The organism is Flexistipes sp., assembly GCF_036172515.1.
GTDB lineage: Bacteria > Chrysiogenota > Deferribacteres > Deferribacterales > Flexistipitaceae > Flexistipes.
In genome coordinates this window covers 42,971-63,040 of sequence record NZ_JAXKVW010000007.1, presented here as the reverse complement: position 1 = coordinate 63,040, position 20,070 = coordinate 42,971, and the positions used below count along the sequence as shown (strand labels likewise).

Genomic DNA, 20,070 nt, shown 5'->3' with positions numbered 1-20,070 from the left:
AAAATCACACTTGCCTGCAACTCTAATTTTTGAGATAAAGCCGACCCGCCAGTTAACGGGTCAGCAAAACTGTTAATGTTCCTTTGTATCCAAGATGAGGAAACGTTCTGCAAGAAAATACAAAACCAGGAATACCCCCCATCCCAGAGCAAATATCATCCATTCAGTAGCTGAGGGAGAATATTGAGCTAATCCATTTACTGTATGAACACCAGAACCGGCGAGTCCTTCCCTCATTGGAGGAAGCTGACCGGCAACAATAAAATCATACCGGGTAAAGAATAAGCCGACCATAAAAATTATACCGGCGATGCCTAATGCCTTCATATTGGACGCCTTTGAAAACACTATTATTGCAAGCGGTAAAACTACGGCGAGCAGCAATTCCCCAACCCAAAAATTAATACTTAACGGACCGGTGAGCAGCGCTTTTGCCGCAAGATAACTATCCCCGGGCTGAGTATACAGAGATGAAAGTATTTTCCACAGATATAAAAATATCATTACTCCGATTCCGGCTCCCATAAGTTTGCCAAGAGCTTTCATACTGCTGTGAAGACTCTCGGGAACTTTAAATTTGTAAATTATATTATGAATTGCCAGCAAAAGGGCAGCACCGGCTGTTATACCTGAAATCACCAGAAATATTGAAAAATATACTCCATGATAGAATGGTCTTGCATTTAAAGAACCGAAAACATACCCAAGGTTACTGGTTGCAAGAACTCCAACAAGAAGTGCAAAGAATCCGACAATTTTAGCCGTATTATGATCCGACTCTTTCTTATTAGGTTTAAATATTATATACAGTTCCACTGCAAGTATAACAAGTTCAATCCCGTAAAATACACCCATCCAAACAATTGGAGCGCTCAAATTTGGAGAAAGGATGAGATATATCATTAGTCTTATGGGGTGGCCTATTTCCATTCCTATCTGTGTAAAACCAGCTAATAAAATCACAAAGGCCATTACTACAATACGCTTGCTCATTTTTGAGTATTTCTCAAAGCCAAAAGCATGTCCCAGTCCGCCTATAAAAGCCAGACCTGTTGATGTAATTACAAAATATGCATAAGTGGCTATCAATAATCCCCAAGGTACTTCTCTGTTTACAGCATACACAGCTTCATGACCCTGCAAAAATACCTGCAATGAAGCATATCCCCCGATACCAAGCAAGATCAACCCTAAAACAATCAAAGAAGTGGTTAAGGTCTTACCTGCTACATTTGATACTTTTTCTGTGTGAGTGGTCATGGCAAACCTCCTTTATTAATCTACATAGAACAAACGAGGCCTTGTATTAACACTAGGCTTCAGTCTGTAATATGAATTCTTTGCCAAAAGCTTACTTGCTTTACTTTTCGGATCATTTATGTCACCAAACACTCTGACCTTTGTCGGGCACGTTTCTACACAGGCCGGATCCCTGTCAGGAAGTCTGTGGTAACACATGGTGCATTTCTCCACTACTTCCAGATGCTCATCAACAAACCTGGCATCATAAGGGCAGGCAGTCATGCACGCTTTGCACAAAACACATTTATCATAATCAACCAGCACAACACCTTCTTCTGTTTTATAAGTGGCATTGGTGGGGCATACACTTGCACAGGGGGTGTTTTCACAATGCTGGCACTGGGAAGGCTGGAAAGTTTGAGTTAAATCAGGAAAATTCCCATGCACCCTGTTTTCTGTTACCCAGATTCTATAAGTTTCCTGACCCACAGGGACATTATTTTCAAACTTACAGGCTACAGTGCAAGCTTTGCAGTTTAAGCACTTACTTGCATCCAATACTATTGCATATTTTTTTTTCGCCATTTGTGCACCTCTTAAGCTTTTCTTATTTCAACAAACGTTTCATGCATAGCCGCATTACCGGAAATTGAGTCAACATAATCTTCCAGGATAGCGGCCTGTGAAGCACCGGTTTTGTAAACCAAAGACAATCCTTTAGACAAACGTCCGAAGCCGTGTGTATAAAAGATACAATCCGGTCTGATTTTCCTGGTGACTTTTGCCTTAATCTTTTGTTCTCCTACAGGACTTTTGACATAAACGTAGTCACCATCCATAACTCCTAACTCAAGTGCTCTTTTATCGTTTATCCATACAGCATTTTCAGGCTCAATTTCGTGCAGATATTCGTTATTTTGTGTCCCGGAATGGGTATTCCATGCGTGTCTGCCTAAAATCATTCTGAATTCGTTGGGTTTGGGCTGAGGAGGTGATGCATAAACGGGGAGTGGGTTTAATCCGTCATTTTCGTATCGAACATTGTAAATTTCTATCTTTCCCGTCTTTGTTTTATATCTGAAATCTTTCTTTTTTGTTTTTCCATATTTTGCTTTATCATCAAGATAAAACACCCCTTCTTTAAGCATCATTTCATAAGCTCCGGGGTATTTGGAAAGTTGATGTTCTATAAATTTCTCTGTAGGCTGATTTAGTATAGGCTCAACAACAGTTTCTTTAAAAGTTTTAACATCTGACTCCCAGCAGTCATCCCATAATGAAGGGATCTTAAGCATTTCATTGACAATTCCGGCAGTTATCTCTTTCATGGATTTTGTATCAAATATAGGTTCAATAACAGGTTGTCTTGCAACTACAATAGGCCATATCCCTGAAAGAGAATGGCAGGGATCCCATCTTTCCAGGTATGTGGATTCAGGAAGTACAAGATCAGAATACCATGCAGTATCAGACATCTGAATATCTATCGTGCAGATAAACTCCATCTGCTTCATCATTTCTAACGTCCTTTCTCTGTTAGGAACTGCTTCAACCGGGTTCTGTTTAAAAACAAACATACCTTTTACAGGATACGGATCGGATTTAAGTATTGAATCTCTGAAAACAATCCAGCTGCCGTCCTTTTCACTTAAATATGCGCATCTGTCCTGAGGGAGGCCTTCTTTGGCCCTCTCATCATTAGGTATTAAATTTTTGATAGATGATTTTCTGCTAACGTCTATGCGCGGCTTAACCATTTCATAAAAGGGATATAAAGCGCCATCATGCTTATTAAGAGGTATTGATGATTTTGGAACGATACCGCCCGGCTCATCCCAACTACCTGTAATTGCTGTCAAAATGGCACAGGCACGTCTGAAGTATACATCATTCACATACCAGGATGTTCTTCTGCCCGGATAAACAACACTTCTGGGGGCATATTTGGCATATTCACGAGCTACCCATCTAATCTCATCAGCCTGGATTTCACACTCTTTTTCAGCCCATTCCGGTGTATACTGTTTTACAAGTTTTACAAGGTCTTCAAAACCGTATGTGTATTTATTGACGAAATTTTCATCATACAGATTTTCATTTACAATAACATGAATTACAGCCAATACAAAAGCAAGGTCAGTCCCGGGCCTGATGGCATACCACTTGTCTGCTTTTGCGGCTGTGGATGTAAAACGGGGATCCACATAAACGAGCGTTTGCTTTTTGGGCATGGATTTTTGAAAATCAATTGTGTCCGGTGTTACAAAAGATTCGGCTCTGTTAGCTCCGAGCATCAAAACAAAATCAGCTTCCGTTAAGTCAGCATCGGGATATGTGCCAAAAACAGATGACCATCCCTGAATAACTGATGCCAAACACAAAGTGGGATGTCTTACTGTATTAGTGGACCCGTAAGAAGTTGAGAGCATATTGAAAAACTCTTCCTGAAAACCTTCGGTTGAAACAAAGGCTACAGAAGATCTGTTTTGATATTTTTGTTTTAATTCTGCCAGCTTTTCAGCAGCCAGCTTATAAGCCTCTTTCCAGCTTATTTCTTTCCATTTTCCTTCACCGCGTTTACCAACACGCAAAAGCGGTTTTTTTAATCTGTCAGGATTATAAGGCTCAGCAGCCCCGGCATTTCCTCTAGCACAAAGCATTGAGCGGGATTTGAAAAACTTATGATTTGGGTTTAGTTTTTCAATTCTGCCGTCCACCACATGTGCAACAAGACCGCATTTGTTAACACACATTCCGCATGCAGACGGTATAAACTTTTCATTGCCCTTTGAAGAGTTGAGGGTTGAATGTTCACTTGAGCTCGCTTTTACAGTGTTAAACAACCCTCCTGCTGCAATAGAAGATGCAGCAGCACCTGATACCTGAAGAAACTTTCTCCTGGATAAACCTAACTGCCCTTTTCCCATTTTTTAGCCTCCAACTATTTTAGCAATTTATAGCACATGCCATAAATAACTCTTTTTCCAATTATTGGTCATTTCAATACTCAAAGCTTTAAAAACACGCTCAGTATGTAAAAACTTCAACACATAACAACAAACAACTGCTTAATATTGTCATATGCTCTTTATTGTGTATACAATATACAACTATAGATATATATGCAATAAAAAATTTACAAAAAAATTCTTTTTTATTAGGACTATATAGGTCTTATTTACATTATAGTGTTAAATCAATTAGTTACAATTCCTACACAATCAGTAAGGTTTATAAAAAAAATTTATACATTTAGCTTTTCAAAATTTTGTCACTTGATTATTATGAACATATGACCATTATTGCGATTTTGCTTTATTAACCAAAGTTCAGATTAATACGCCTGTTTTTAGTTATGCAGAATGCATTTTTTTTCGAAATATACCGACGCTGTGAATCACCTTATAATTTAAAAAAATTAGAATTGGTAAATCTTGTAAGACCGGGTCATATGAAGATATCTAAAAAGGAGGAGAATGAATGGATTTATTGTTACAGTTTACTGTTTATAAATAAAATGACCTGTCCAAAGCTAAAACTATGAACAGGTCAGATTAATATTCAGATTCTCAACGCAATATTGCAAATATTACTTAGACAATAGTTATTGAGTCACTTTGCGTAACTCAGACAAAGCCGTTTCATAATCAGGCTCATCTGTAACTTCCGGAACCACTTCCATGTATCTGACAATATCTTTATCATCAACAACAAAAACAGCCCGTGCAAGAAGTCTGAGTTCTTTTATAAGCACCCCGTAGTTTTCTCCGAAAGAAACATCCTTATAATCGGATAATGTCTCCACCTTGTCTATTCCGGCGGCATTACAAAACCGTTTAATGGCAAAAGGAAGGTCAACACTGATGTTCAGCACAGCAACGTTATCACCCAATTTAGCAGCTTCTTCATTAAATTTTCTGGCCTGCATATCACAAACCGGCGTATCCAGTGAAGGAGTAACACTTATAAGCTTTACTTTGCCGGAGTAATCTTTGAGTGACTCTGGCTGCAAATTTTGATCCACAACCTTAAAATCCGGAGCATTGTCGCCTTCACTCAACTTATTTCCAGCCAGAGTAAGCGGGTTTCCTTTCATTGTAACATTCGACATAAAGTACCTCCTTATTTTTAGTTTAATATAATTCAAGTCTCGCGCTTTCACTGTTTTCACGTCTTTGCACACCCTGTTAAATATCATCTTCGCTGATTGCCTGTGGCATTTAACAGGGTAGGGAGTGAAAACGACGAAGCAGTCTCTCTGCTTTTCTTGTTTTGAGATTGCCACAACCCTGTTTACACAGGGGTTCGCAATAACCAAACGAAGTGCGAAACTTGATATATAATAGTAAGTTATGTTGAAAGAGAAAACTTTCAATGACTTTACAGAGATTTGCGATAAAAGGGAAAATTACTTTCAAATTTTTCCCTTTCACCGGGATCAAATCCAAGCAGCTGTTTCCAAACAGTTTCATGTTCCATGCAAAAATAAAGAAAAACATTCGGCCAGTACTCTCTTATCCTGCTTACCATATATCCCAACATGTAATGTCTCAGAGATTTAAAATACCGCATTTTCCCATCCAGTGTTTTGACATAATCACTTTTCAGCAGCTGTGAGCTCTCAAACTTTTCCCTCACAGTATCCAGAAGACCGGGGATAAATCTGAACGTTGAAATACTTATATACTCAACCGATTGTTCCGGAATCTTTTCAAAAAGTTTTTTGGCTACATCTGAATAGCCTTTTTCAAAGTCATTATAATAAATGAGGGGATCAAAATGAAAACCCACTTTATATCCATATTCCGCGCACTTTGCAGCCGCATCTATACGCTCATCCAAATCTGCAGTATAGTGCTCTTCGGCAGCGATAATTTCCTGCGGATTCAAACTCCATGAGACAAGTATATTTTCCGGATTATGATTAAACAGCCTTCCCACATTCGCAGATTTTGTTTTAAATTCAAACTGAATGTTTTCAAGCTTGTTGATAATAGGTATAAAAAAATCCGAAAGTTTTAAAATATGATCATACGCCAGACTGTCGGAAAGTTCGCCGGTGCCCAGTCTGAAAACACCTTTCTTTGAAAGACTGATAATTTCTTCTTCCACTCTACCCAGGTTTGAGTAAACTTTGATAAAATTATGATTAAGATACTCCTGCAGAATACAGTATGTGCAGTCAAAAGGACAGCCCTCGACCAAGTCCACAACATAATAATTGCAGCACCTGTAATTTCTTGTAGCCGGGCACCTGTGGACAAAAGTGTTATAACCGGAAGTTATGTAAATATTATTCTTGGAATCCTCCACTTCCTCCATGCTGTTTACAAAAGTAAACTTTCTTCCCTCTCTTTCAAAAATATTTACAAATGGGCTGTCAAATCCACTTTTATCAATGTAAATCATATTTTTCCATTACCCTGTAAATATTTTTTACAACGTTTTTTCTTTCAAACATTTTGCTCAATATTTTTTCAAAATCTTCCGGTGAGTTTATTTTAAAACACAGATCAAGAGTATCAGTTTCAAAATTATTTGAATTTTTAATTTCCACCGGTTTCATTTCTCCTACAAGCTCTTTCAGCTCACCAAGGAAATTTTCCTGGACTATGTTTTTAGACAAAAACACCCTCTCCAGCTTATCTTTATCATAAATTGTGAGATTCTGAGGTATTTCCTCTTTCATATCAAACAATTTTGTAATCATTTTTTTAAAATCGGAAACCGACGGATTTTCCTTCAAAATATAAGATTCCACGATGCTTATCACATTATCCGGTAACCTGATTAAAAGATTCAACGTTTTAAAAGAAAGGTTTTTAAGAGCAAGATATTTCTTAATAGCTTCGGACAAATCTCTTAAAACTCTCAGCGTTGTGATCTTTCTGTCACCTGTAATCCCATATTTTTCAAACAGGACAAAATCCGAAACATCATAGCCAAAATTTTTTGTTAAAAATAGAATGTTGGAAAGTTCGATAATATTAAGGTTCCGAGAGCCGTAAAAATCGGTACTGAAAGTCAATGCGCCGGGAAAATCACAGTTTTCCAGCAGAAAATATTCATCAGCACAGCGGCTGAAATAATTCAGCTGATAATAAATGCCGTCTTTTTCCCAAAGAGCAGGCGGATACGTTAAATTTTCAACATCTCTTCCTTCATTTTCACCCGGAAAAATCCAGTTAAATGTAAGACGCTGGATATTTGGAATCTTATCAGCTGTAATCAGTTTCATCAGCGGACTCAAATAAAGCTTCAACAAATTCTCCGGCATCAAAAGGTTTCAAATCATCCATGCTTTCACCGAAACCTATAAATTTTACCGGAAGCTGCATTTCATCAACGATACCTACGATAACCCCTCCTTTGGCTGTTCCGTCAAGTTTCGTAAGTATCACTCCGGTAACACCGATTTCTGTGCCAAAGGTTTTGGCCTGGGCAACGGCATTCTGACCACTTGTGGCATCCAAAACCAGCAGAACCTCATGGGGTGCATCAGGCATCTCTTTTTTTACAACTCTGCTGATTTTTTTCAATTCATTCATAAGATTATCTTTAGTGTGTAGTCTTCCCGCAGTATCGGCTATTACCACGTCAATTTTTTTGGATTTGGCCGAAAGAACCGCATCATAAACTACAGCTGCCGAATCACTTCCTGCTTTCTGTTTTACCACAGGAACGCCTGCACGCTCACCCCATATTTCAAGCTGCTCAATTGCTGCAGCCCTAAATGTATCCCCCGCGGCGAGCATAACGCTCATACCGTTTTCTTTAAACATTTTTGCCAGTTTTGCAATACTCGTCGTTTTTCCGGCCCCGTTAACTCCGGTTACAAGTATGACATAAGGCTTATCATCCGTTTTCACAAGCTCATTATCTATATCCAGTATTTCTGTAAGTTTCTTTTTTAAGGCGTTTTTCAATTCCTGGGGATTTTTTAGAATTTTTCTGCTCACATCGCTTCTGAGGTCATCTATTATTTTCATCGTAGTGGAAACACCGATATCTGAAGTGACAAAAAGCTCCTCCAGCTCATCCAAAAGTTCTTCATCGATTTCTTTCTTGCCGAGAAAAATCGTTTCCATTCCACCGATTATTCTTCCCGAAGTTTTGGATATCCCCTTTTTCAGCCTTCCGAAAACACCTGATTTTTTTTCCTTATCTTCTTTCCTGCCGCTTTTGTCGTCCTTCTCATCTCCAGCAGATTCTTCTATTTGACCTTCCTTTTCACTTCCACTCTCACTCTCACTCTCACTCTCACTGTCACTCTCACTGTCACTCACACTCTCACTCTCACCAGTTTCTTCCTGTTCTTCTTCCTCTATTACTTCTTCGTCATCATCCCGAATGTTTTCCTTATCTTTTTCTTCACGCTTTTTTCTTTTGAAAACATCAAAAAAGCCCATATATCTTCACCTCGTCTTATTTTTTATTTTAGATTTGCGGCGTTAGTATTTTTCAAATCCTGTTTATCCAATGTCACCGAAAGTATTTTTGAGACACCGGGTTCCTGCATAGTCACCCCGTACAGGGAATCAGCATTTTCAATAGTTTTTTGATTATGTGAAATAATCACAAACTGAGATTTCTTAGACAGTTCTTTGACAATCTTAACAAAACGGTTAACATTTGCATCATCAAGGGGCGCATCAATCTCATCAAGGAAACAAAAGGGTGTGGGTTTATGCAGAAACATTGCAAAAAGCAGTGTACATGCAGTCATAGCCTTCTCGCCGCCGGAAAGAAGATTCATATTCTGCAGCCGTTTCCCCGGCGGCTGGACAAATATCTCCACACCCGTTGTCAAAAGGTTATTTTCATCAGTCAGTTTTAATTCTGCCTTACCTTCCCCGAAAAGAATCTTAAAAATATCCAGGAAGTGTTTTCTTACCGACTCAAAAGTATGCTTAAACTGCTTTACGGTACTGTCATCAATTTCTCTGATCAGTTCGTATATCGTGCCTATAGCGTTCTCCAGATCCTCTCTCTGCTTCAGCAGAAAATCCAGACGCTCCTGAGCTTCATAATATTCATTGTCAGCAGCCATATTCAACGGCCCCAGCTCTTCAATCTTTTTTTCAATATCAGCGATTTTATTCTTTATAACCCTCGGTTTGAAATCTTTGGTTTCATAGCTTTTAAGGTCATTGTATATATCAGAACCCTGGTACTTTTCTTCATACCGCTCCTGCAAATCTTTAAGTTCACTTTTTGTCTGCATTATGGAATAGTGGAGTCTTTCATACTCCCTTTCCTCTTTATTTATTACATCTTTCTGTTCATTGATACTGTTTTCAAGCTCCTCCGCCCCGTTTCTGAGCTCCTCTGACTCCGTCTCAAGAAATTTCTTTAAATCTTCATTCTGAATCTTCTCACGCTTGTATTTCTTCAAATATTCCTGTTTTGACTGTAAACCGGTTTGCCAGTTACTTACATCCACAGTCATAAGCTTTTTGAGCCTGTTTTTTAAATCGGCAATTTTATTTGATGTTGTTGAAATATCCTTATCCACGTAATGTTTCTGTTTGTTGATACCGCTTATTTGCTCGGAATATCCTCTGATTTCAATTTTCAGTTCTGAAAGCTGATCTTTATATTCATCTATCTTATTGCTTAGAAACTCAGATTTCTCTTCCAGCTCTTCCATTTGTTCATTATAGTTTTCCTGTTTCTCGGAAATTTCCTCAAGTCGGGCAGTCAGATTTTTGTTTTCACTTCTAATTCTTCCGAGTTCTTCGGAGTTCACGTTGAGCTCTTTTTTCAGGACATCTGTCCGTCTTCTATCACGAGATATATCACTAAGAACCGTGTTTAGTTCGTTCTCATACTTATTGATTTCCTGATCCAGCGATTCCTTAGTTTTTTTCAATTTTTCTATTTCTGAGGCAATAGTGTCTTTTTTCTCTTTCAGATTGTCATATTCTGAGCCCTTTTCTTCCAATAAAATACCTGCTCTGGAAATATCAGATTCGGCAGTTTTTATATCGTTTTTCAACTTGAGCACCAGTGCATTTTTATCTTTTTCGCCGAACTTATGAAAAATATGTTCAAATTTTATTATATTTGCCGAAACAGACTCAAAACTTGTCTCCAGAAGAAATTTCTCAAAAGAATCCAGCTCATTTTCAAATACAAAACGGTAGGAGCCCTTAAGCCTGTCAATATTATACAGCAGCTCTTTGCGGCTGTTTGAATCATTTCCTTTCAAAACAAGCACATCACCGAATTCTTTTAAAACCTCGGTATCGTGCCCCGGCAGAAAATCAACAAGAAACTTAGCTCCGATTTCATGAAAAAATTTTTCATCCCCCTCATCTGCAAAAGTCTCCGTTTTCAGCTGGGTCTGCAAAAGTTCAAGTGTTCGTTTCGTGGTGGAATGTTCAATACGTATATCTTCCATCTCTTTTGCTTTTACATTAAGTTTCTCTTCTGTCTCCTGAAGCTTTACATCAAACTCTTCCAGTTTATCCGCATATATACGGCGGTCACTCTTTTTATCTTCAATAAGACTATTCAGGCGCTCTTTTTCTGCACCTAATTCTTCTGTATTGTCATCAATTTCTTTTTGTTCCGCCTTCAATTTTTTAATATTTTTTTCAGTATTTTCATATTCCGTTTCATTTTTGTAAATTTCATTACGAAGCTCGGTAACCTTTTGGGTAAAATCGAGATATATTTCCCTGCACTCTGCCAACTCATCGTCATTATCTTCTTTCTGCAACTGAAGATCAGCCAGTATATCGTTTATTTCATCGATTTTTTCCTGAATGCTTCCTTTTCTCTCTTCAAGCTCCTCCAGTGAATGCTTGAGACGCTGGCTTTCATCTGTAAGCTCCCGCAATTTACTGTTATCCGCTTCAATTTCTTCTTTCAGCTGCACTTTTGTATGCTCCGAGCTTTCAATATTGCTCTGCAGAACCTTAATATCAGCTTCACATTTATTAATTTTTTCAATCAAATCTATAAGTGTCTCATTACATCTTTGATACTCTTTTTGCTTTTCACCAAGTTCCGCTTTTCTTTTATTCAAGTCACCTCTTAGTTTATCAAGGGTTTTATTTTTTTCATTAATCCTTAGAAGACTATCGTCATGTTTTTTGTTCAGTACAGATAACTTTTCTTTAAGTTCATTATAGCTGTTAAAAAGATATGAAAAATCCAGATGTTTTTTACTGTCCTTTAATTCTTTGTAGCTATTCAATTTTTGCAGCTGCTCATAAAGGGCTGAAGCATTCTGCCTTACTTCGGCTATAATGTCATTAACCCTTCCCAGATTATCCTTAGTCTGAGAAAGACGCTTTTCTGCCTCTTTTTTTCTTTCTTTAAACTTTACAACGCCGGCAGTCTCTTCAAAAAAAAGCCTCAGTTCTTCCGGAGAAGACTGTATAATTTTTTCAACTTTCCCCTGCTCAATAATGGAAATGCTTCTGGCACCTATTCCGGTATCATAAAATATTTCTTTTATATCTTTCAGTTTGCACTTTCTGTTATTTATCAGATATTCCCTTTCGCCCGTCTTGTAATATTTTCGTGAAACGGTAATCTCGGATAATGTGCCCCATTTAGCGGTAGTTTCATCATCCAAATCACCGAGTGTTAATGAAACCTGGGCAAAACCGGAAGGTTTTCTGTTTTCCGAACCGGCAAAGACAATATCTTCCATCTCAGAGCCTCTTAATTCCCTGGCACTCTGTTCACCAAAAACCCACCTGATGGCATCCAGAATATTACTTTTACCGCTGCCGTTGGGACCAACAACGCAGGTCACACCGGACGGAAAGTCCATATTGGTCTTTTCAACAAAAGATTTAAACCCCTGCAGGGTGATGCGTTTAAATATCATAGTAATCCATTGTAATTTTTAAAAAGAGCTCTGAAAAATTCATGAAGTACGGGCTGACACATTAAGTCCCTATTCCTAAATTTGGGACAAGATATTATTCAGAGCTTTCTCTTATGTGGTGTATAACACAATTAAGAATGAAAATAATACAATTCACAATAAATAGTCAAATACTTTCACTGCAGGCATCCTCCCAAAATTTTCGCATTTATATGCGTGATGCATTATGGGTTACGGGTGATGTGATATGTTTAAAGTTCAAGGTTTAACGTAAATGCCCAATCAACCAATACACAAATATACTACTCAACAAATTAGCATTTCTCTATCTCACCACTTCACTACCTAACTCTCTCTTCCTTTACCTTTACCTTTACCTTTACCTTTACCTTTACCTTTACCTTTACCTCTCTACAATTCACCAAAAAAAGTATCAACCTTTATATAAAAACGGTAACTTCTTACAGATAAAATCATTTAATCATCGTCCGCAGAACATATGGAAGAATACCACCGTGGATAAAATATTGTACTTCCACTTCTGTATCCAGCCTGGATATCACATTAAATTCCACCGTTTCTCCGTCATTTTGTTCAGCAGTCACTTTAAACTGCTTACGCGGAACAATATCTTCCAACCCTTCTATACTGAATGTTTCTGTACCTTTAAGTCCTAAGGATTGCCAGGAATTTCCCTCTTCAAACTGCAAAGGCAGCACACCCATACCCACCAGATTACTTTTATGTATCCTTTCATAGGATTCGGCAATAACAGCCCTTACTCCCAGAAGCTGTGTCCCCTTTGCCGCCCAGTCTCTGGAGGAGCCGGTGCCATATTCTTTACCAGCCAATACAACAAGCGGTGTGTCTTCTTTCAAATAAGTCAAAGAAGCATCATAAACATACATTTCCTGATTTTCGGGAAATTTGACTGTATAACCGCCTTCCTTGGGATCAACAAGTTTGTTTTTTATCCTGACATTGGCAAACGTTCCCCTTATCATAACCTCATGATTTCCTCTTCGGGAGCCGTAAGAGTTAAAATCGCTCTTCTGAACGCCGTTTTCCAGAAGATATTTACCAGCAGGATATTCAGGAGGTATGGATCCGGCAGGTGAGATATGATCAGTGGTTACTGTATCACCGAGAAGCAGGAGAACCTTTGCTTTTTCAATATCCTGAAGCTTTGGGGGTTCAGTGGTAAAATTGTCAAAATAAGGAGGCTTCTTGATATATGTGGAATTTTCATCCCATTTGTAAATAGTGCTCTTGGCAACATCAAGTTTTTTCCAGTTTTCATCCCCTTCAAAAATTACAGAATACTCTTTGGCAAAAGATTCCGAATCTATATATTTACCGACATAATCCTGGACTTCTTTTCCTGACGGCCACAAATCTTTCAGATAAATATCCTCACCGTTAACATTGCTTCCAAGCGGCTCATTATACATATCAATATCAACGCGACCGGCCAGAGCAAAGGCAAGTACAAGCATCGGAGATGCCAGGAAATTAGAGCGAACCTTCTGATGAATTCTCGCTTCAAAATTTCTGTTGCCTGATAAAACAGACGCAACATTAAGCTTTGAGTTATCAATGGCCTCTTCAATCTCAGGTTTCAACGGACCGCTGTTGCCTATGCATGTAGTACAGCCGTACGCCGTTACATGAAAGCCCAATCCCTCTAAATAAGGAAGCAGCCCGGAAGCTTTCAGATAATCAACCACTACTTTTGAACCGGGGGCCAAAGACGTCTTGACATAAACAGGCACTTTCAGACCGGCTTCAACCGCTTTCTTGGCAATAAGCCCGGCACCGAGCATTACATAAGGATTGGATGTGTTTGTACAGGAAGTAAGTGCTGCTATGACAACACTTCCGTCCATTATGGTCACATTTTCACCGTTAATTGTTATAGTTTCCTCTTTGATCCCGGCGGGCTCACAACTGTCATCAACGTCTGCATACTCTTTCGACTCTTCGTTAAAAGCCGTAATATTTCTTTCATCCACTTTCTTTTCATAATTGCATCCAAGAATTTCGTAAAAACTGTTTTTCATATCCGAAAGGGAGATTCTGTCCTGAGGTCTTGCAGGCCCGGCCAGCGATGGTTCAACACTGCTCAAATCAAAATCCAGCACTTCCGTATATTTTATGTTTTGGGAGTAATCGTTATAAAAACCGTTATCTTTAGCATATTTCTCAACTATTTCAGCTTCTTCGTTTCTGTTTGTAAGCCTCAGATAATCAAGAGTCAGATGATCAATTGGGAAAAAACCCAAGGTAGCCCCATATTCCGGAGTCATATTGGATATCGTGGCACGGTCAAATACACTCAAATTCTTCAGGCCGTCTCCGAAATATTCCACAAACTTGCCTACAACATTAAATTTACGAAGCATTTGTGTAATATTTAAAACGATATCAGTTGAGGTTACACCTTCTGCAGGCTCACCTTTTAGGTTTACACCGATAACCTCAGGGATGGGCATATAATAAGGCTGACCGAGCATGACGGCTTCAGCTTCTATTCCGCCCACTCCCCAGGCCATAACACCGATACCATTTATCATCGGCGTATGGGAATCTGTTCCCACAAGTGTATCTGGAAAAAGGACACCGTTGTCATTCCTGACAACCTTTCCCAGATATTCAAGGTTTACCTGGTGGCATATCCCCGAATTGGGTGGAACAACACTGAAATTATCAAAACTGTTCTGAGCCCATTTAAGCATTGAGTACCGTTCAATGTTTCTTTCGTACTCTTTTTTCACATTCTTATCCAGGGAATTCAGCGATCCATAATAATCCACCTGCACTGAATGATCAACAATCAGATCCACGGGAACAAGCGGATTGACCTTTTCGGGATCACCGCCTATCTCAGACATGGCATCTCTCATAGCTGCCAAATCAACCACAGCCGGCACACCTGTGAAATCCTGCATCAGAACACGAGCTGGATAATAAGGGATTTCAACCGGCTCTTCATATTTCCCTTTCCATTCACAAATGTTTTTCAGATCTGATTCTTCAACTATACCATTCCCCATATTTCTGAGAATATTCTCCACCAGGATTCTGATGGAAAAAGGTAGTGACGAGACATCATAACCTTTCTCAGAAAGTTGGGTAATACTGAAATATTCATAATTTTTGTCTGAAATATTGATATTTTTTCTATAATCTTCTCTGTTCATAGGGCAGCCTCGCATAGTGTTTTTTGTTTTTAAATTATAACAATTACTCATCCCATTGCAAAGCAAATATTAAATCAAATTACATATGTTTTAAACGGCTTTTATAAGCATTAAGGCGTTTTGAATATTCGGAATATTTTGCAATAGCTTTATCTATCAAAGCAGAAGCCTCTTTTTTCTTTTTCAGTTTTATAGCAGCCTCTATGTAAGCTATATACAATTCAGGCTCATCAAAACTTTCAATATTGCATTCTTTAAGTATTTCAAACCCCTTTTTATGTTCACCACTTCTTACCTTAGCCAGGCCGTAATAAGCTTTAACTTCCTCATCATCAGAATAATTTTCATAAGCCCTTTTAAAAGCATCGATTGCGTCGGACATTCTGCCCATATTTAAATAAACTTTGCCGCTTGTGATGAGCTGTTCCGCCATAAAGATACTTTTCACATCGACTTTGGTCCCCTCATCATTCTCATTTCTCCTGTGTTGTTCTTCCTCCAGAAGATAATCGTAAGCCGATTTAATCATCTCAAAAATTTCCTGAGCCGTTTTCTTATGCTCTTTATTGGTAAAAAGATCAGGGTGGTATTTCTTTGTAAATTTTATGTACTGTTCTTTTATCGAGTCCAAATCAAAAGATTTTTCATCAACACCAAAAATTTCAAAAGAGTTTTTGTTCTTTATTTCAGCAAGAAAATTCTGCAAATCCTCCAGAGGTACTTCCGGTTTTGCAACCTCTCTCAAATAGCCCAGCTTGAAAAATACGTTTAATATGGACAATTGTGTTTTATTATAATTTCTCAGCTTGTCATTACCGATATAATTATCCTCAAAATCCTCCAGCATCTCCTTAACTATCTTAAGATCCGCAGTTTCTTCCAAAAGTTTTTGTTTATCTTTTAAAAGCTCGTAGTCATAGTAGAAATCCAATTTATTTTCCAGAACAATATTATTGCTTACTATAGAAAAAATAATAAGATAAACCAGATTGATATTTATATTAAAAACGTCCGGAAAATTTTTCTCATGATAGAAAATTATCGAAATAACCTTATGACTCAGAAGTTCATAAAAAACCATATTCTGGTAAATCTTAAATATAGGCTGCAGATCCTGAATAGATAAATCGTTATCATTCATTAGTTTTTGAATAAACCCCTCAACATCCTGCTCATATGCCTGTTCATCAATTTTGTATGATCCTTTTTTTACAAGGTAACGTTTGATGTCATATTTATCTGTTGTAGAGAATAAAAACTTAAGCCTGCCGCCATTGAAAAATAATCTTGCCGTCAGATCTTCTGTAATTATCTCCATTTCCCCGGACAGCTCCCTTTTGTATACTGAGAGGAGACCACTTATCACATCCAGCCCGATAAGCTCTGTTTTGTTTTTCATTTTTCTTTTAAGAGATAACAAATTAAGCCTGTAAAGCTTATCTATTATGAGAAAAATTTCAACCTTATCCAGATTTACAGTCTTTTCAAGCATATTGACACAGGGATATTCTTCTATACGGGATAAAATAAAACCCTCTGTTGCCGAAATATGTATATTCTCATCAGAAAGTCTGGCTCTGTTTAAAGAAAAGCATGAATTTTCACCGCCGTAATTTTTGTAAAAATAACGGGAGATAAATAGTTTCAAATTGCTGTAAAATTTTCTAATCTGCTCTTTCACGCTGTGGTGGCGTACCAGCCCGTGTACAATTTTATAGGATTCATAAATCTTATTTTTATTAAACAATTCCAGTGCAACGAGAAATTCCAGCACAGGGTCTTCAACATCTTCTTCGGACTCCTCTCTGACCACAATCTGGCCGTTGCTTATACCACTGAATATCTCTTTGTAAACATCAAACCAGTCCCCGCCGGCAAGTCTGACGATACGTGATACATTGTTCTTTGAGTTTATATATTGCTTAAGCCAGCCCTCGTAGCCCTTAGCCTCCGGAATGGATTTTTCGTTAAAATGTTCAAGCATATCATTATACAGGTCAATTCTCTTCATACATTTCATGAGAATTTCATCCACCTGAATAAGATGATCTATTCCGGTTGTAATTTCCTTGTCAACAAAATTAAAAAAACAGGATTTTAAGGTCAGAATATAAAAGACTACATCACGAACCTGTATATGAATAATCTTCTCAAGATTTTCACTGGTTATATAGGAAAGCTCTGCCAAAACTTTTCCAAGGGGTTTCTGTTCTTTCTTCTGAACACCAAGCCCTTTAATCAGCTGCTGTTTATCAATTTCCCCGTACTGCAAAAGAAGCTGCCCCAGCAAAAAACGGGGCTGATTGGTACTGGCATGTGCGATTTCACCTTTAATAAATGAAATGGATATTTCATCATTGTCACTTTGAAGATAAAGCTCACCTGTTCTCTTTGAAAGAGATATCCACTGGAACACATCAGCCAGCGGCATTGAACTAAGATCGCCTGTTAATTCCCTTGCCTCGTTATTCTTCTCCATACTTCCTTCATGAAATATTTATTTTTCCTATCAAATCATCGTGTATCAGACCATTGGAACCTACTATCCATGAGTCATTGAAATCATATTCTCCTCCGCTGATAGAGGATACACATCCCCCCGCTTCCTCAAGAATAAGTTTACCCGCTGCTACATCCCAAGGATTCAGACCGGATTCATAGTATCCGTCGAAAACACCCTTTGCCGTATAGCACAAATCCAGCGCCGCAGAACCGGCCCTGCGGACTCCCCGGCTGTTTTCAAGAATATTGCGAAGGCGCTGTATTATAACTTCATTATCTTCTCTTTCCACAATGGAATATGGAAAGCCTGTTCCAATAAGGCTGTTTATCATCTTATCAGTTGATGAAACTTTTATTGCTTTGCCGTTCAGAAAAGCTCCTTTGGATTTTTCTGCAGTAAACAATTCTTCCATAATCGGATTGTAAACAATTCCGATTTCAGCGCTGTTTTTTACATAGTAAGCCAGAGAAACAGCCACAAAAGGAAAGCCGTGAACAAAATTAGTAGTCCCGTCTATGGGATCAAGATAAAACACAGGCTTTTCCTTTTCTATATTATCAAGGGCTGATTCCTCAGCTATTATTTCAACAGATGGAAATTGTTTATTAAGTTCCTCTTTTACAACTTTCTCAACAAAATAATCGACATCCGTAACCAGGTCTATAGTTGATTTTTTGTTTACATCCAGTTTTTTATCAAAGTTATCTTTTATAATTTCTCCGCCCTTTTTGCATATATTAATCAAATCTGATATCATCCATTCTCCTTTACACTCCTCAAAATAACTGAATCAACAGCAAAGTTACTCAAACCCCGATTTCAAAAAACGGAGCCTTGATTGTATAATATTGCATAAAATTAATTTTTTTACAATTTTAACATAAAATTATCTTATCCAGCAATAATATAATAAAAGATAAGAAGAAAAGCTGAAATGCAGATTTAAACTATTTAAGATAAAACACGGCAAGCTCGTCAAGTCGGGACAAACAGCGCAGGAACTTCTTTTGGAAGCAAGATTCCAACATTTCATTAATATAAAGATCATTTAAATGATAATCAGACCGTATAAATATTTTTGTATTGTAGTAATAGCAGTTATCAACAAGATGTGCAAAACGCAGAGCTTCATCAAGGGAACTGAAAGGTTTTACCCCGTCAATAAAGAGTGCCTCCGTATTATCCGGTATTATATAATATTTAAAAGGATGATTTTGTTTGAGGAGACTGATTAAATCTTCAAAACCTATAAGCCCTTTGCTTGCAGCCTCAGTGTCTGCTTTTGTGTATTGATCCATAAAAAATTCTTTATCAACAACCCTCTTCCACAGCTGACTCCCGCTTTTTCTGCGGTAATCCTCCCCTTCAATGACATAAGTACTGAATGAATCTGCAATAACCCCCATTTCTCTTTCAAATTCCTCTATTTGAAAGTGCTGGCCTTTTCCCAAATCAGAAGGCAGTGTATTGGATGTGGTAATTACAAGTGTATCGTTGCCGAGCTCTTGAAAAAATTTTGCAATCATTCTTGTGGTTGCAGGATCATCCAATTCAAATTCATCGAGCAGAATTAAATCAAAATCGCTGAAGAATTTAATGGATTTTTCTATCCCGAGAAAATTAAAAAAGTATGTCAACTCACCAAAACTCAGAAAGGTCTTTTTATCTGTTTCAGCCACATTATAACAGGCACTGAGCAAATGGGTTTTGCCCACACCGAATCCTCCGTCAAGATACAGGTTTAAATCCATATCCTGATTGTCAGTATTCTTATCACTGTTGTTATTCCGTTTTAAAAAACCGAAGAAACCTTTATTGTTTATTTGGTATTTGATTTTGTTTTTGCCCGCTGAAAGCACTTTTTCAGACAGTATGTTCTTTATGGATGACTGCGAAGGGTATCTCGAATCCGGAATATAATTTTCAAACGTACAATGCTGAAACTTAGGATGAGGCTTCATGTTCTTCATGCATTCACTGACTGAAACATCAAAGTTTAAATCGGAAATATTTACAATCATGGATAACTCTCTTGGCTTTTTGAGATACACTTTTATACAAAATAAGAAAACATTGCAAGGTCTTATTGCTGGCTACCAAAAGTAAAACCTTGATGCGTAATCCATGAGGTGGAGGTATTAGAAGTTCAGGGTTCAACGTTAGCAGAAGTAAATGGTTACTTATTGTTATTCTTCGTTATTCGTGCTTATTTGCTTTATGCCCCTGAAATAAAGTATCTAAAACTTAACACTTAACGCTTAATACTAACACACCAATAT

The 20,070-nt window shown here is 37.9% G+C and carries 12 protein-coding genes; all 12 read right to left on the bottom strand.

Annotation, left to right across the window (positions count from 1 at the left end; translation table 11 throughout):
• Positions 1–72: 72 nt before the first annotated feature.
• On the bottom strand, positions 73–1,260 hold the full coding sequence (gene nrfD, locus UMU13_RS06420) for an NrfD/PsrC family molybdoenzyme membrane anchor subunit (RefSeq protein ID WP_328217912.1): 1,188 nt from the start codon (positions 1,258–1,260) through the stop codon (positions 73–75).
• A 15-nt stretch (positions 1,261–1,275) separates the two neighbouring features.
• A complete protein-coding gene (locus tag UMU13_RS06415; protein WP_013886642.1) occupies positions 1,276–1,827 on the bottom strand; it encodes a 4Fe-4S dicluster domain-containing protein in 552 nt (183 codons plus the stop codon).
• Positions 1,828–1,838: 11 nt separating this feature from the next.
• Positions 1,839–4,169, bottom strand: a complete 2,331-nt coding sequence (locus UMU13_RS06410) for a molybdopterin-containing oxidoreductase family protein (protein WP_328217908.1) — start codon at positions 4,167–4,169, stop codon at positions 1,839–1,841.
• Between the two features lie 677 nt (positions 4,170–4,846).
• Entirely contained in the window at positions 4,847–5,353 is a 507-nt protein-coding gene (gene tpx, locus UMU13_RS06405) for a thiol peroxidase (protein WP_328217906.1), read from the bottom strand.
• 269 nt (positions 5,354–5,622) lie between these two features.
• A complete protein-coding gene (locus UMU13_RS06400; protein ID WP_328217904.1) occupies positions 5,623–6,651 on the bottom strand; it encodes an SPL family radical SAM protein in 1,029 nt (342 codons plus the stop codon).
• Entirely contained in the window at positions 6,638–7,480 is an 843-nt protein-coding gene (locus UMU13_RS06395) for a hypothetical protein (protein WP_328217902.1), read from the bottom strand. The genes UMU13_RS06400 and UMU13_RS06395 overlap by 14 nt, the downstream gene beginning before the upstream one ends.
• Positions 7,461–8,651 carry a signal recognition particle-docking protein FtsY gene (ftsY, locus tag UMU13_RS06390; protein ID WP_328217900.1) on the bottom strand — a complete coding sequence of 397 codons (1,191 nt, stop codon included), beginning with the start codon at positions 8,649–8,651 and terminating at the stop codon, positions 7,461–7,463. Before ftsY ends, UMU13_RS06395 begins: the two co-directional genes overlap by 20 nt.
• A gap of 23 nt (positions 8,652–8,674) precedes the next feature.
• The gene (locus UMU13_RS06385; RefSeq protein ID WP_328217898.1) at positions 8,675–12,088 is read right to left on the bottom strand and encodes a chromosome segregation SMC family protein; all 3,414 of its coding nucleotides are present in this window, start codon (positions 12,086–12,088) and stop codon (positions 8,675–8,677) included.
• Positions 12,089–12,561: 473 nt separating this feature from the next.
• Positions 12,562–15,288: an aconitate hydratase AcnA gene (acnA, locus tag UMU13_RS06380; RefSeq protein ID WP_328217897.1), complete on the bottom strand. Its 2,727-nt coding sequence runs from the start codon at positions 15,286–15,288 to the stop codon at positions 12,562–12,564.
• Between the two features lie 79 nt (positions 15,289–15,367).
• Positions 15,368–17,767, bottom strand: a complete 2,400-nt coding sequence (locus UMU13_RS06375) for a DUF4388 domain-containing protein (protein ID WP_328217895.1) — start codon at positions 17,765–17,767, stop codon at positions 15,368–15,370.
• 7 nt (positions 17,768–17,774) lie between these two features.
• A complete protein-coding gene (locus UMU13_RS06370) occupies positions 17,775–18,548 on the bottom strand; it encodes an inositol monophosphatase family protein (protein WP_328217894.1) in 774 nt (257 codons plus the stop codon).
• A gap of 190 nt (positions 18,549–18,738) precedes the next feature.
• Complete coding sequence (zapE, locus tag UMU13_RS06365; protein WP_328217893.1) at positions 18,739–19,812, bottom strand: cell division protein ZapE; 1,074 nt, start codon at positions 19,810–19,812, stop codon at positions 18,739–18,741.
• Positions 19,813–20,070: the final 258 nt, after the last annotated feature.

Coding starts and splice junctions, on each gene's coding strand:
- UMU13_RS06415 (WP_013886642.1), bottom strand. CDS start 1,827: ATGGCGAAAAAAAAATATGCAATAGTATTGGATGCAAGTAAGTGCTTA.
- UMU13_RS06395 (WP_328217902.1), bottom strand. CDS start 7,480: ATGAAACTGATTACAGCTGATAAGATTCCAAATATCCAGCGTCTTACA.
- UMU13_RS06375 (WP_328217895.1), bottom strand. CDS start 17,767: ATGGAGAAGAATAACGAGGCAAGGGAATTAACAGGCGATCTTAGTTCA.
- UMU13_RS06400 (WP_328217904.1), bottom strand. CDS start 6,651: ATGATTTACATTGATAAAAGTGGATTTGACAGCCCATTTGTAAATATT.
- ftsY (WP_328217900.1), bottom strand. CDS start 8,651: ATGGGCTTTTTTGATGTTTTCAAAAGAAAAAAGCGTGAAGAAAAAGAT.
- tpx (WP_328217906.1), bottom strand. CDS start 5,353: ATGTCGAATGTTACAATGAAAGGAAACCCGCTTACTCTGGCTGGAAAT.
- UMU13_RS06370 (WP_328217894.1), bottom strand. CDS start 18,548: ATGATATCAGATTTGATTAATATATGCAAAAAGGGCGGAGAAATTATA.
- UMU13_RS06385 (WP_328217898.1), bottom strand. CDS start 12,088: ATGATATTTAAACGCATCACCCTGCAGGGGTTTAAATCTTTTGTTGAA.
- nrfD (WP_328217912.1), bottom strand. CDS start 1,260: ATGACCACTCACACAGAAAAAGTATCAAATGTAGCAGGTAAGACCTTA.
- zapE (WP_328217893.1), bottom strand. CDS start 19,812: ATGATTGTAAATATTTCCGATTTAAACTTTGATGTTTCAGTCAGTGAA.
- UMU13_RS06410 (WP_328217908.1), bottom strand. CDS start 4,169: ATGGGAAAAGGGCAGTTAGGTTTATCCAGGAGAAAGTTTCTTCAGGTA.
- acnA (WP_328217897.1), bottom strand. CDS start 15,288: ATGAACAGAGAAGATTATAGAAAAAATATCAATATTTCAGACAAAAAT.